This window comes from Desulfurobacterium crinifex, from assembly GCF_054656775.1.
Map to the genome: position 1 here is coordinate 375485 of NZ_BAAHXO010000004.1, position 13467 is coordinate 388951.

Consider the following 13467-nt stretch of genomic DNA (forward strand, 5'->3'; position numbering starts at 1 on the left):
CTTTCTGTTTACAAATTCCTTATTCTTAATTTCCCCGCTTTTAAGCAGGAACGAACTCTTTAACAGCAGGATAGGGGAACCAGTATCTGAAGTAGATGGAAGGCCGAGGCTCTCGGCCGATTAGTACCGCTCAGCTCCACCCGTTACCGGGCTTCCACCTGCGGCCTATCTACCTGGTAGTCTCCCAGGGGCCTTACTCCCACGAGGGGAAGGGAGGCCTAATCTTGGGGTGGGCTTCCCGCTTAGATGCCTTCAGCGGTTATCCCGTGGACACATGGCTACCCAGCGATGCTCCTGGCGGAACAGCTGGTACACCAGAGGTGTCCCCACTCCGGTCCTCTCGTACTAGGAGCAGCTCCCCTCAAGCCTCCTGCGCCCGTGGCGGATAGGGACCGAACTGTCTCACGACGTTCTGAACCCAGCTCGCGTGCCGCTTTAATGGGCGAACAGCCCAACCCTTGGGACCTGCTTCAGCCCCAGGATGCGACGAGCCGACATCGAGGTGCCAAACCGGTCCGTCGATGTGAGCTCTCGGGACCGATCAGCCTGTTATCCCCGGAGTAGCTTTTATCCGTTGATCGACGGCCCTTCCACTCAGAACCGCCGGGTCACTAGGCCCTGCTTTCGCACCTGCTCGACCTGTCGGTCTCGCAGTCAAGCCCCCTTATGCCCTTGCACTCTACGCGCGATTGCCGACCGCGCTGAGGGGACCTTTGGGCGCCTCCGTTACCTTTTAGGAGGCGACCGCCCCAGTCAAACTGCCCACCTGACACTGTCCCCGAGCACGATCCAGTGCCCTAGGTTAGTGCCTCAGCGGTGACAGGGTGGTATCTCACCGGCGCCTCCATCCCCGCCGGAGCGGGGACTTCCCAGGCTCCCACCTATCCTGCGCAGCCACCGCCAAGACACAATGCCAGGCTGCAGTAAAGCTTCACGGGGTCTTTCCGTCCTGCCACGGGTACTGGGCATCTTCACCCAGACTACAATTTCGCCGGGACCCTCCGCGAGACAGTGCGGCAGTCGTTGGACCATTCATGCAGGTCGGAACTTACCCGACAAGGAATTTCGCTACCTTAGGATCGTTATAGTTACGGCCGCCGTTTACCGGGGCTTCGGTTCGGGGCTTGCACCCCTCCCCTTAACCTTCCGGCACTGGGCAGGTTGCAGTCCCCATACATCCTCTTACGAGTTTGCGGAGACCTGTGTTTTTGGTAAACAGTCGCCACCGCCTATTCTCTGCGGCCCCAGAAAGCTTCGGGTGCAAGACCCTACACCTTCCAGGGCACCCCTTCTCCCGCAGTTACGGGGTCATTTTGCCGAGTTCCTTACGGAGGGTTCCCCCGAACGCCTTGGTGCTTTTACACCCGCCCACCTGTGTCGGTTTGCGGTACGGTCACTCCGGCTTCACAGCTTAGGGGTTCTTTCTCGGCAGTGTGGATTCACCCGCTTCGCCCTATAAAGGGCTCCCCATCAGTTCTCGGGGTTAGCGAGGGTCCGGATTTGCCTAGACCCTCCCCCTACTACCTTGGCCCGGGACAACCATCGCCCGGGTCGGGCTATCCTCCTGCGTCACCCCCATCGCTCCACCGGAGTGGCGCGGGAATATTAACCCGCTTCCCATCGGCTACGCCTTTCGGCCTCGCCTTAGGGGCCGGCTAACCCAGGGCGGACTTGCCTTCCCCTGGAAACCTTGGGCTTTCGGCGGGAAGGCTTCTCACCTTCCTTATCGCCTACTCATGCCAGGATTTTCACTTCCCTGCAGTCCAGCAAGCCTTACGGCTTACCTTCAGCCCACAGGGAACGCTCCCCTACCGCTCACCACTATCGTGGTGAACCCGCAGCTTCGGTGGGTGGCTTGAGCCCCGCTACATTTTCGGCGCATGCCCGCTCGACCAGTGAGCTGTTACGCACTCTTTAAAGGATGGCTGCCTCTAAGCCAACCTCCTGGCTGTCTTAGCGGGCACACTTCCTTTACCACTTAGCCACCACTTGGGGACCTTAGCTGGCGGTCTGGGCTCTTTCCCTCTCGACCATGGAGCTTATCCCCCACGGTCTGACTCCCACGGAGCATCTGCCGGCATTCGGAGTTTGGCGGGGGTCGGTACCCCTTTCGGGGCCCTAGCCCCACCAGTAGCTCTACCTCCAGCAGACTCTTCCGTGAGGCTAGCCTTAAAGCTATTTCGGGGAGAACCAGCTATCTCCGTACTCGATTAGCTTTTCACTCCTATCCACAGCTCATCCCCCAGTTTTTCAGCACTGGTGGGTTCGGGCCTCCATCCGGTGTTACCCGGACTTCACCCTGGCCATGGGTAGATCGTACGGTTTCGGGTCTACTCCCAGCGACTATGCGCCCTATTCGGACTCGGTTTCCCTACGGCTCCGCCTCTCGGCTTAGCCTCGCCGCTGAGAGTAACTCCCTGGCCCATTACGCAAAAGGTACGCCGTCAGGGATCAAAGATCCCCTCCGACCGCTTGTAGGCACACGGTTTCAGGTTCTATTTCACTCCCCTACCCGGGGTTCTTTTCACCTTTCCCTCACGGTACTATGCGCTATCGGTCGCCAGCGAGTACTTAGCCTTGGAGGGTGGTCCCCCCTGATTCCCGCAGGATTCCTCGTGTCCCGCGGTACTTGGGATCGTACCCCAGGGAGAGGCTTGAGTTTCGCCTACGGGGCTTTCACCCTCTATGGCTGGCCTTTCCAGGACCATTCGGCTACCCAAGCCTTTTGTAACTCCCCGAGGAGTCCGCAGCCTCCTCCAGGTACGTCCCGCTACCCCGGATGGGCAACGCCTGCGGGCTTTAACACCCATCCGGTTTGGGCTGGTCCCCTTTCGCTCGCCGCTACTCAGGGAGTCTCGGTTGATTTCCTTTCCTCCCCCTACTGAGATGTTTCAGTTCGGGGGGTCTCGCCTCCCGCAAAACGCGGGATGACAGGCTTTCTGCCTGCCGGGTTTCCCCATTCGGGCATCCCCGGGTCTTCAGCTGTTTGCGCCTCGCCGGGGCTTTTCGCAGCTTACCACGCCCTTCTTCGCCTGCTGGCGCCAAGGCATCCACCGTGTGCCCTTAGCACCTCGGCCTATCTATCTACCTCAGTACTGGTTCCCCTATTCTGCTGTCAAAGACCGTCCCTGTCCTTGACAAGAGGATAAGGGACGTGCACCTGCGTATTCTTCCTCAGGGGCAGGAACCTGCCCACCCCTCTCCATAAAAGGAGGTGATCCAGCCGCAGGTTCTCCTACGGCTACCTTGTTACGACTTCACCCCAATCACCAACCCTACCTTCGGCCCCTGCCTCCCCCTTCCGGGGGTTAGCCCGGGGACTTCTGGTAGAGCCAGCTTTCGGGGTGTGACGGGCGGTGAGTACAAGGCCCGGGAACGTATTCACGGCCGTGTAGCTGACCGGCCGTTACTAGCGATTCCAGCTTCATGCAGGCGAGTTGCAGCCTGCAATCCGAACTGAGACCGGGTTTCTGGGTTTTGCTCCACCTCGCGGCTTCGCTTCCCTCTGTCCCGGCCATTGTAGCACGTGTGTAGCCCAGGGCGTAAGGGGCATACTGACCTGACGTCATCCCCTCCTTCCTCCGGCTTATCGCCGGCAGTCTCCCTAGTGTGCCCGGCTTTACCCGCTGGCAACTAGGGACAGGGGTTGCGCTCGTTGCGGGACTTAACCCAACACCTCACGGCACGAGCTGACGACGGCCATGTACCACCTGTGCAGGGCGGGTACCCCGAAGGGTACCCACACGACCTTTCGGCCGCTTTTCCCTGCATGTCAAGCCCTGGTAAGGTTCTTCGCGTAGCATTGAATTAAACCACATGCTCCACCGCTTGTGCGGGCCCCCGTCTATTCCTTTGAGTTTCAGCCTTGCGGCCGTACTCCCCAGGCGGGGTGCTTAACGCGTTAGCTTCGGCACTGCACCCATTCGGGCACAACGCCCAGCACCCATCGTTTACAGCGTGGACTACCCGGGTATCTAATCCGGTTCGCTCCCCACGCTTTCGCGCCTCAGCGTCGGTACCGTCCTGGCTGGCCGCCTTCGCCACCGGTGTTCCTCCCGATATCTACGCATTTCACCGCTACACCGGGAATTCCGCCAGCCTCTTCCGGACCCTAGACCAGCAGTATCAGAGGCAATTCCCCGGTTGAGCCGGGGGCTTTCACCTCTGACTTACTGGCCCGCCTACGCGCTCTTTACGCCCAGTAATTTCGCGCAACGCTCGGGACCTACGTATTACCGCGGCTGCTGGCACGTAGTTAGCCGTCCCTTCCTCTCCGGGTACCGTCACGAGTGTAGGCTATTAACCCACACCCGCATCGTCCCCGGCGACAGGAGTTTACACCCCGAAGGGCTTCTTCCTCCACTCGGCGTCGCTGGGTCAGGCTTGCGCCCATTGCCCAAGATTCCCCACTGCTGCCTCCCGTAGGAGTCCGGGCCGTGTCTCAGTCCCGGTGTGGCCGACCACCCTCTCAGGCCGGCTACCCGTCGTAGGCTTGGTGAGCCGTTACCTCACCAACTACCTGATGGGACGCGAGCCCATCCCGAGGCGGCAGCTTGCAATGCAGAGGCCACCCTTTTCACACAACCCATGCGGGCCGTGCGCTTATGGGGTATTAGCCCGAGTTTCCCCGGGTTATCCCCCTCCTCGGGGTAGGTTGCTCACGCGTTACTCACCCGTTCGCCGGTCGCCAGCACGGGTTCCAAAAGGAACCCGCCTGCTGCCCCACGACTTGCATGTGTTAGGCACGCCGACAGCGTTCGCGCTGAGCCAGGATCAAACTCTCCAGCAAAAATATCCGAAAAGCTATCTCTGACTCAGTTCGCAAGGCTCATCAAAAACCTGCGGAACACCTCAATCAAAAGCCCCTAAGGGCTTGTCTCGCTTCCCGCAGGTGCACGCCCCTTATTCTCCTGTCAAAGACCACCTTCTTTCGAGGCGCAAGATTTAAATTTATGCTCGCTCCCTCGAGCTGTCAACCCCTCACCGGGGATCTTCCGCCCTTGAGGGGCTCAGAGTTTCAAACAACCCTCAAAGTGCGAAGCAGTAATTTAGGAACTCATCTTCTATCTGTCAACCCTTTTCGGGCGACCCTATTCAGCTTTTTTAAAGCGCATCGCTTAAATTTAGGACTTTAGAAGCCCCTGTCAACCCCTTTCAGGGTTGGCCGAGAGCCTTATTCAACTTTGGGATGCTGTAATATAGACATCTTCAGGATAATGTCAAGTGGAGCGGGCGACGGGACTTGAACCCGCGACCCCAACCTTGGCAAGGTTGTGCTCTACCAACTGAGCTACGCCCGCACCCTTATTCTTCTGTCAATGCGGTGACTTAATATAGCTATTTAAGTTCAGATGTCAACTCTCCTCTTGGTCCAATCTGGATAATTAGAGTAGTTTCGGAAAAGCCCTGTGTCATCCGAACCTGAAGAACTCTATCTGAAGTTACATAGGTTAAGTTAGCATCCTTTCCATAAATGCTTATTGAAATGGGCTCCCATCCCTGTTCCGGCAGGGTGTTTTTGTAGTAATTTACCAAATCATTTATAGATGATTTTCCTCTGAAAATAAGCCTTCCCACTTTTACATTTCCGGATTCATACACAAAACTCTTCTCAGGAATTAGCTTAAACCCTGGATAGACAGGTATATCGTCGAACATTTTCGTTTTTATCTGTTGAACTTCAGTTGTAACAGATCCTTCTTGAGAAGCTGAATTCACCGCACATCCTGCCATTAAGAGAAAGACAAAGGGAAAAACAAAGTACTTTTTCATAACTGCCTCCTCCTCATTAGATAATTCTAATTGGTTCTACGTCTATTTTATACCTGATTCCTTTAAACCGACGGGGAAACTCTTTCTTTATGACCTCAAGTCCTGAAATAAGTTTTTTCTGGTCAGGAGCTCGAAGAAAAGATATAAACCTGTACCTTCCAGAAATCTTTGGAACAGGTGCAGGAGTGAGATCCGGCACCGAGAAGTAAGGTATAAGGACTTCTTTGAGTTTATTAAAGTGCTCTTCCACTTTTTTAAAACCTGTCATCTTCTCTATCTGAAATTCTACAAGAACTCCCTTTGTGAAAGGTGGATAGTTCAGAAGCTCCCTCGTCGTTAACTCTTCTCTGTAAAATTCATCAAACCTGTATTCAACAGCCCACTTTATGGCAGGAAGTTCTGGATTGAATGCCTGAACAATGGCAGCTCCTGGCTTGAACCTTCCCGCTCTCCCTGTGGTGTGAACAATCGTTTGAAATACCCTTTCGGAAGTCATGTAATCGGGAGCTCCTCCTAAAAGATCTGCCATTAAGACTCCAACAAGAGTGAGTTTCGGGAAATTGTGGCTCTTGCTGGCAATTTGAGTTCCAACTATTACGTCGTACTTCCCCTCTTTTATCTCCTTTATGATTCTGGCTCCAGTAGTGGGATCCTTTATGGTATCCTGATCAAGTCTCACTATTCTGAAATCGGGATAGAGAATTCGAAGCTCTTCCTCTACTCTCTCTGTTCCATAGCCTTTGAACTCCAATCTCGTTCTACACTTTGGACATCTGTAAATGGGTCTGTATCTCTTTCCACAGATGTGACAGATGAGTTTCCTCTCCTGCTTATGGTAGACAAGCGGAACTGCACAATCTTCACACTCTGCTATAAAGCCGCAGTTTGGACAAAAAGAGGTGGCAAAAAAGCCCCTCCGATTTATAAAGAGGAGCACCTGTTCACCCTTCCTAACTGTGTTTTCCAGCGCTTTCAGGAGTTCCTCTGTGAAGATTGAAACCCGTTTGGTTTTCTGAAGGTCAACCACTTTTATGTAAGGCAGAGGAACTGTAGAGACCCTCTCTTTGAGCTCTAACTTCTCTATCTCGCCTTTCTCAGCCCTGTAGTAGGTCTCTATGGATGGAGTGGCAGAAACAAGAACAACAGGAAAGCCTCCAATTTCCGCTCTTTTTATGGCAACTTCCCTGGCATGATAATAAGGTTTTTGTTGCTCTTTGTAGGAAGCATCTTGTTCCTCGTCCACAACTACTAAACCGAGAGCTTTTATGGGAAGCATTACTGCTCCCCTTGTTCCTATGAAAACCTTCGTCTCACCTCTAATAGCCTTCAACCACGTTGAAACTCTTTCCTTTGGCGTCAACTTCCCATGGTAGATACCTATGTTTGAACCGAAGTAGCTTTCTACTCTTGCACGGAGCTCTGGAGTCAGAAGAAGCTCCGGAACCAGAATCAGGACAGACTTCCCCCTCTTCACAATTTCATAAGCTGTTTTAAGGTAAATCTCCATCTTTCCAGAACCGGTCACACCGTAAAGAAGGAACTTTCCAGATTCAGCTCCAACGATCCTGCTAAAAGCCCTCTGTTGAGAAGGAGTCAGTTGAATCTCCTTTTCTTCCACAAGTTCCTGTGGCCTGTTCTCAATGGTGACCTTTTCCTCAAAGATTTCCAGAATCCCCTTTTCAACAAGCCTTTTTACGATCTGCCTTGTAAAACCAAGTTTCCGGAGCTCATTTAAACTCGCCCTTTTGCACAACTTCAGATATTCAATCAGTTCTTTGCTCTTTTTCCCTCTTACTTCTTCGACTTGTCTTAGAACAACGAACTCCTCTCTGGGAATGGTGTCCCTTTTAATAAACTCCTCTCTCCGAACCACACCCTTTGAGATAAGACTTCTCAAAACCTGATAGAAATTGGAAAGTTTTACTTTCCTTCTTAGAGATGAAACCTTGAGGCGACCAGTTGATACCTTAAGAGCTTCAACCAGTTTTTTCTCAGAGTCTGAAAGTTTTACAGAGAGTTCATTATTTGTAAGCTTCACCAAAAAAGATTCCGATACTACAAACCCAGAAGGCAAAAAAGAAAAAAGCGTCTCCCCCAGAAAAGAACAGTAGTATTCAGAAATCCACTTAGCAAGTTTAAGGGTCTCTTCTGTAAAAAGAGGGAACTCATCAGGAACATCAAAGATTTCCTTCACTCTATCGGGAGAGAAATCAACAGAGTCCCTGATGGATAGAATAATCCCTGTCCTTAGAAAATCGTTGTTTCCAAAGGGAACAATAACCCTTTTTCCTACCTCTGGAGGGTTTGAAAGCACCTCAGGAACTCTGTAGTAAAAAGTCCTGTCAAGTGGAAGATCAAGAACTACTTCTACAAACAATTACTTCTTCCCCGCCTTGATGGTTGAACCAATCGCCATAAGAAGAAGCAGCAGCCCTGCTACAATTGCAAGAACAATAACAACAATTTTCAGAATCATTCCTCTATCTCCTCAATCTTGAGAACATCTATATAAGGAAAGTTAAACTCCGTAACTTCCACATAACCGATTATTTTGACCTTCTTGCCTATGTATTTTGACAGATCCTCTGTATCATCGTGAACATAGATACAGCCCGAGCTGTCACATACAACCGGATCCTCTGCAGAGTAAGGCGGGAACTGATCCTGTGGACGATAACGCTTTAAAACACCAACAACTTTAACGTAACTACCCCAGTACTCTTTCGGGTGTTCTGCAAGAAGAGCAGCAGGATACTGAATCGTGTAATCCCTACGGGCAATTTTGCAACCACTAAGTGAGAAAAGAGTTAACAACATCAGCAAGCCTAAAAAGAGAGTAGTTCTCAACTGCTTCCTCCCGGGCAGCTTTCCCGAGCTCCCTTAAATTTCGATTCAAAATAGCTTCTATGCCTCTACATAGAGCCCCTTCTTCGACTTTAACAACTCTTCCGAAGTTCTCCTTCACTATTTCGGGAAGAACTCCAACCCCTGTGGTAACAACAGGTCTGCCACACGCCATGAATTCAAGGAGAGTCCTTGCAATCATTTCAGAACCTTTTGACGGAACAATACCCACATCAACAGCAGACATCAAATCAACGATATCTTCTCTCCTTTCGGTGATAAAAATTATATTCCTGTCAACGCCAAGATTTCTGGCAAGTGCTCTTAAATCAGAAAGCTTAACGTTTTTCTCTTCACCAACTATTAACCCTTTTATATTCAAACCTTTCTTGACAAGAATAGAAAGCACCCTGATGAAAAGATCGTGTCCTTTCACAGGATCAAGCCTTCCAACAATACCAAGGAGAATAGAGTCACCTATGCCAAGCTCTTCTCTAACTCTTCTCCTTCCTTCGTCAGAAAATTTGAATTTCTCTGTATCAACAGCTCCTCGTACAAAAACCTTTGGGAGTTCCAAAATAACGTCGTTTACAAGCCATCTTGAAGAGAGAACAACTCCATCGACATAACTTTTATGTATGTACCTATTTAAAATCGTATTTCTGATCCCCTTGGCTTCACCATGAATCCTGTAGAGCTTAAAACCAAACTTCTTTTTGAGAAGAGAAGAAAAGAAAAGCTCATCTCCTCTTATAGTAACAACAATATCCGGTCTGAACTCTTCTATTACTCCCTTCAGAGAAAGAAACGGTTTAAACGGCAATCCTTTTCTGGGATCCTCTATATAAAAGCACTTCAATCCTGCCTTTTTCACCTTTTTTTCGGCAGGAGCTCCTTTCAGAACTGCACAGGCAACCTCTCCTTCTGAAACAGTTGCCATTTTAATTCCAAGATCTGTAAGGGCACTATCCCACCTTTCATCAAGAACGAAGAGCTTTCTCATTCTTCTCCTTTTCCCAGAGTTTCAAATACTTTAGAAAGGTGTAGTAAGAAGCCATAACACTGAGAACAAATCCTTCAAATCCGTCCAAAAAACCTTTTTTCAATATGTAGCGCCTAATAAAAGCTCCCAGAGGAGAAAGAAAAAGCTTTTTATAGGAAAACCTCTTTCCTCTCTTATAAGCTCCTTCAGCATACAGTGTTGTATAGAGATCGATCTTTTTCAAATGATAAGAAACTGAAGGATAGGAGTAATGAAGCAGGTCTCCTTTCAAGTACCCAACCTCTCCTTCAACCTTTAGAGCTTCATGAACAGAATCTCCAACCCACCTGCACTTCTCTCTTCTTGCGAGTCTCAAATGCCAGTCTGGATACCATGCGTGTTTTATCCATCTTCCAAGGTAGTTTGTCAGAACGTTAACGTAGTAACCGTCAAATTTTTCCTCTTTTTTTACCTTCTTAATTTCTGCTTTTAGCTCATCGCTTAAAACCTCATCATCGTCAATGAACAACACCCACTTTTCTCTACAAAGAGAAAGGAGATAGTTTTTCTGGTTAACAAAGTTATCAAATTCTCTGAAATAGACCTTTGCTCCAAAGGACTTAACTATATTTAGTGTCCTATCCGTAGAACCAGAATCAAGAACAACAATCTCATCTGCTACATCTCTTACACTTTCAAGAACCTGCTCTATGCACCTTTCCGAGTTAAAAGTCAAAATTGCTACAGACAAGCTCAAAGCATCTTCCCCTTCTTAAATTTTCTGTAAATCGTAAACCCTAACCTCGTGGAGAAGGTTAAAATCCTACCCAGAACGGTAAACAGATCTTTCCCGAGAGAAACCCTCGGAAGTTCGGCATAGTCAGATTCTTTTCCGATGAATCCTTTTTTAATTGTAAAGATGTATCTGTAAAAGTTTGAAGCTATCTTTTTGCTGAAATCAGAATAGTGACCGAAAGGCCAGGAAAAGTTATCAACTGCTATACCAAGATTCTCTTCTATTTTCCTTTTAGACTCCCTCAATTCCTCCTCAATCCTTTTTCTTGCCTCTTCTTCTGTTTCAAATCTCCCAAGGGTTTTGAAACACCGATCGATTTCTTGTTTCAACTTCTCTTTCCAGTTATCCTTTTTTGGAAACTCGGAACAGAACTCTAAGAGCTCTTTTGATGGATAGAACCTCCTTATGTCCAACTCACTTCTCGTTGGAAACCTTGGGAGACCAACAAAAGGCTCATCACTATATAAAAGCATAGTCCAGTGAAAGTTTGAGCCATCAAAGAAATCAACAATTTCTTCTTTGCAAGGAAAGGCAAAATGGTTTCCGCCGTGAGCTCCAAAAGTGAAAACATCTTTCATTTGATCAAGTTCTTCCCAGGACAAAAACTCTTCCGAATATTCCTTTCTTATAAATTCTTCATGTCCGTAATACATAGAGACTGGTTTATAGAGTTCTTTCTCAGATACCTTTCCATCCCAGTAGTCAAACAGATTTTTTCTGGTTCCAGACTCCAGAATCCTGTTTGCCGTTATGAAAAGGTGAGCTGGAATTCCCATTCTCTTTAAAATCGGATAAGCGTATACAAAGTTGTCTACGTAACCGTCGTCAAAAGTTATCGCCGCCCGGGGCTTACGGCTCTTCTCTTCAAAGAGAGCTCCAAGGGGAACAATCTTAAATCGGTTCTTGATAAGTCTCAATGCTCTTTCAAAGTTTGAAACGTTTATATCGTCTCTTTTCCCTATACCGTCAGGATAGACCCTGTGAAGGAAAAAAACAACATTTTTCATTCAAAAGCTCCTGATATAATTTCAGAACTATGAAACTGATACTACCTTCACCTGCAAAGGTTAATTTATCACTCTGGATAAAAGGGAAAAGACCCGACGGTTACCACGAAATTGTAACCGTCATGCACACAATTAACCTGATGGACATTATTTCTTTTCTTCCATCAAATAGGCTGGAGCTCTCAATCAAAGGAAACGAAACCCTGCCACTGGATAAGAGCAACCTAATAATCAAAGCCTGCAAACTTTTTCAGGAAAAAACAGGGATAAAGCCAAAAGTAAAGATTAAACTCGAAAAGAAAATTCCTGTAGGAGCAGGGCTTGGTGGAGGCAGCTCCAACGCAGCAACAACGTTGAAAGGATTGAACCTCATCTATGGAAAACCTTTAAGTGATGAGGAACTTTATGAGATAGCTTCAGAACTGGGCAGCGATGTTCCGTTTTTCCTAAAAGGTGGACTTGCTATAGCTTACGGAAGAGGAGAAAAGCTCAAGCATTACAACAGAGGTCATTTCAGGATTCTTCTCGTATATCCCGGATTCTCCTGCCTAACAAAAGATGTATATGAATCCTTACCTCCAATAAAGAGAGATATTACTGTGGAAACCGCAGAACGTTTAATAGTTTCACCTCTTATAAGTGATAACTTAGAAGAAGTAGAAAACAACATGGAAAATGACCTCGAACTTTCCGAGTCTCCTTGTGTAAAGAGAGTCATTAAAATCAAAGAAAGACTTAGAGAATTAGGACTTAAACCTATAATGAGCGGTAGCGGTTCTTCCATCTTTTCGTTCATTAAAGATGAAAAATTTGACTCTACCCTCTTGAAAAAAACTGGATGGTGGCTTAAATTTCTCTCAGCAATATAGCTGGGGCGTAGCCAAGCGGTAAGGCAGCGGACTTTGGATCCGCCATTCGCAGGTTCGAATCCTGCCGCCCCAGCCATTTATTATTTATGGTGGGAGTAGCTCAGTTGGTGGAGCGCCGGGTTGTGGCCCCGGCGGTCGCGGGTTCAAGTCCCGTCTCCCACCCCATAAACCGCCGCGGGAGTGGCGGAACTGGCAGACGCGCTGGACTTAGGATCCAGTGCCCTCGTGGCGTGAGGGTTCGACTCCCTCCTCCCGCACCACAAAAGAAGCGGGCGTAGCTCAGTTGGTAGAGCGAAACCTTGCCAAGGTTTAGGTCGCGGGTTCAAGTCCCGTCGCCCGCTCCATAAATGGCGGCGTAGCCAAGTGGCTAAGGCAGGGGACTGCAAATCCCTTATTCGGCGGTTCGAATCCGCCCGCCGCCTCCAACAAATCCCCCTCTTCACTCAAAAATCATTAACTTCAACATCCTTCGAAATTTTTGTGTAAAATCCTCCTTATAATCCCTGTTTTCCATTTATCTGGAGAAAAAAGTTGAAAAAGCAACCCATTGGCGTTGAAATATTTGACAAAATAGCTGATAAGTACGATCGGATTTCTAAAAATCTCTCTTTTGGCATTATCTCCTGGTGGCAGAGAGAACTGGTTAAAGATCTTGAGAAACCTGGAGTGGTTCTTGATCTCGCTTGTGGAACAGGAGAAATCGCAGCTCTTATAAGTGACAGAGCAGATTTTGTTACAGGATTGGATTATTCTCTTCCAATGCTAAAAGTCGCAAAAAAGAAACTTCCTGAGATTCCTTTCATACGAGGGGACGCTCTAAATTTGCCCTTTAAAGAGAACTCTTTCGACACAGTCCTAGTGTCACTTGGATTGAGACATTTTGACAACAACGACAGAGCTTTAAGAGAAATAAAAAGAATACTAAAACCCGGGGGAACTGTTAGAATACTTGAGGTCTCCATTCCAAGGAATCCCCTACTCAGAAACCTATTTACAGGCTTCCTGAAATACGTTATTCTGCCCTTAGGAAAACTACGATCAAAAGAAGATGTATCTCATCATCTGTTTGGAACAATCATGAACTTTCCTCATTACGAGAAATTCATCGAGTTTGCGAAGGAAAGAGGATTTACAAGTGGAACTTTCAGACCTCTTCTCTTTGGAATGGCTACCATATACGAATTAAAAGGATAAATG

Annotated in this window: 8 protein-coding genes, 6 tRNA genes and 2 rRNA genes; 7 read left to right on the forward strand and 9 right to left on the reverse strand. The window is 48.5% G+C overall.

What is annotated here, in order from left to right:
* Positions 1-99 precede the first annotated feature (99 nt).
* From ACYQ3A_RS03945 to ACYQ3A_RS03985, 9 genes are all read right to left on the reverse strand, one after another.
* Positions 100-3077, reverse strand: a 23S ribosomal RNA gene (locus tag ACYQ3A_RS03945).
* A 130-nt stretch (positions 3078-3207) separates the two neighbouring features.
* A 16S ribosomal RNA gene (locus ACYQ3A_RS03950) occupies positions 3208-4789 on the reverse strand.
* Together the 16S and 23S rRNA genes with 1 tRNA gene alongside form the textbook arrangement of a ribosomal RNA operon.
* Positions 4790-5224: 435 nt before the next feature.
* Positions 5225-5300: transfer RNA gene (locus ACYQ3A_RS03955), tRNA-Gly, on the reverse strand.
* Positions 5301-5337: 37 nt separating this feature from the next.
* The gene (locus ACYQ3A_RS03960; protein WP_459895800.1) at positions 5338-5772 is read right to left on the reverse strand and encodes a hypothetical protein; all 435 of its coding nucleotides are present in this window, start codon (positions 5770-5772) and stop codon (positions 5338-5340) included.
* A gap of 16 nt (positions 5773-5788) precedes the next feature.
* On the reverse strand, positions 5789-8149 hold the full coding sequence (priA, locus tag ACYQ3A_RS03965) for a replication restart helicase PriA (protein ID WP_459895801.1): 2361 nt from the start codon (positions 8147-8149) through the stop codon (positions 5789-5791).
* A 95-nt stretch (positions 8150-8244) separates the two neighbouring features.
* Complete coding sequence (locus ACYQ3A_RS03970) at positions 8245-8589, reverse strand: hypothetical protein (RefSeq protein ID WP_459895803.1); 345 nt, start codon at positions 8587-8589, stop codon at positions 8245-8247.
* Positions 8564-9619 carry a glycosyltransferase gene (locus ACYQ3A_RS03975; RefSeq protein WP_459895804.1) on the reverse strand — a complete coding sequence of 352 codons (1056 nt, stop codon included), beginning with the start codon at positions 9617-9619 and terminating at the stop codon, positions 8564-8566. The genes ACYQ3A_RS03970 and ACYQ3A_RS03975 overlap by 26 nt, the downstream gene beginning before the upstream one ends.
* Positions 9597-10355 (reverse strand): glycosyltransferase family 2 protein, encoded by a 759-nt coding sequence (locus ACYQ3A_RS03980; protein ID WP_459895805.1) that lies wholly within the window; start codon positions 10353-10355, stop codon positions 9597-9599. The genes ACYQ3A_RS03975 and ACYQ3A_RS03980 overlap by 23 nt, the downstream gene beginning before the upstream one ends.
* Positions 10352-11401, reverse strand: coding sequence for a polysaccharide deacetylase family protein (locus tag ACYQ3A_RS03985; protein ID WP_459895806.1), 1050 nt, complete (start codon positions 11399-11401; stop codon positions 10352-10354). Before ACYQ3A_RS03985 ends, ACYQ3A_RS03980 begins: the two co-directional genes overlap by 4 nt.
* 29 nt (positions 11402-11430) lie before the next feature.
* Here ACYQ3A_RS03985 and ispE point away from each other — a divergent pair, with 29 nt between their 5' ends.
* The 7 genes from ispE to ACYQ3A_RS04020 all read left to right on the forward strand — a co-directional run bounded on the left by ispE (position 11431) and on the right by ACYQ3A_RS04020 (position 13464).
* Positions 11431-12270 carry a 4-(cytidine 5'-diphospho)-2-C-methyl-D-erythritol kinase gene (ispE, locus tag ACYQ3A_RS03990; protein ID WP_459895807.1) on the forward strand — a complete coding sequence of 280 codons (840 nt, stop codon included), beginning with the start codon at positions 11431-11433 and terminating at the stop codon, positions 12268-12270.
* 1 nt (position 12271) lies between these two features.
* Positions 12272-12346 (forward strand) — tRNA-Gln (locus ACYQ3A_RS03995).
* Positions 12347-12359: 13 nt separating this feature from the next.
* A tRNA-His gene (locus ACYQ3A_RS04000) sits at positions 12360-12435 on the forward strand.
* A 9-nt stretch (positions 12436-12444) separates the two neighbouring features.
* A tRNA-Leu gene (locus ACYQ3A_RS04005) sits at positions 12445-12530 on the forward strand.
* 8 nt (positions 12531-12538) lie between these two features.
* A tRNA-Gly gene (locus ACYQ3A_RS04010) sits at positions 12539-12614 on the forward strand.
* A 5-nt stretch (positions 12615-12619) separates the two neighbouring features.
* Positions 12620-12695, forward strand: a tRNA-Cys gene (locus ACYQ3A_RS04015).
* Between the two features lie 106 nt (positions 12696-12801).
* A complete protein-coding gene (locus ACYQ3A_RS04020; protein WP_459895808.1) occupies positions 12802-13464 on the forward strand; it encodes a ubiquinone/menaquinone biosynthesis methyltransferase in 663 nt (220 codons plus the stop codon).
* The last annotated feature ends 3 nt before the right edge of the window (positions 13465-13467 follow it).

Bases quoted from the DNA above. Each gene is read 5' to 3' on its own strand.
- ACYQ3A_RS03985 (WP_459895806.1), bottom strand. From the start codon at position 11,401: ATGAAAAATGTTGTTTTTTTCCTTCACAGGGTCTATCCTGACGGTATA.
- ispE (WP_459895807.1), top strand. From the start codon at position 11,431: ATGAAACTGATACTACCTTCACCTGCAAAGGTTAATTTATCACTCTGG.
- ACYQ3A_RS03975 (WP_459895804.1), bottom strand. From the start codon at position 9,619: ATGAGAAAGCTCTTCGTTCTTGATGAAAGGTGGGATAGTGCCCTTACA.
- ACYQ3A_RS03960 (WP_459895800.1), bottom strand. From the start codon at position 5,772: ATGAAAAAGTACTTTGTTTTTCCCTTTGTCTTTCTCTTAATGGCAGGA.
- ACYQ3A_RS03970 (WP_459895803.1), bottom strand. From the start codon at position 8,589: ATGTTGTTAACTCTTTTCTCACTTAGTGGTTGCAAAATTGCCCGTAGG.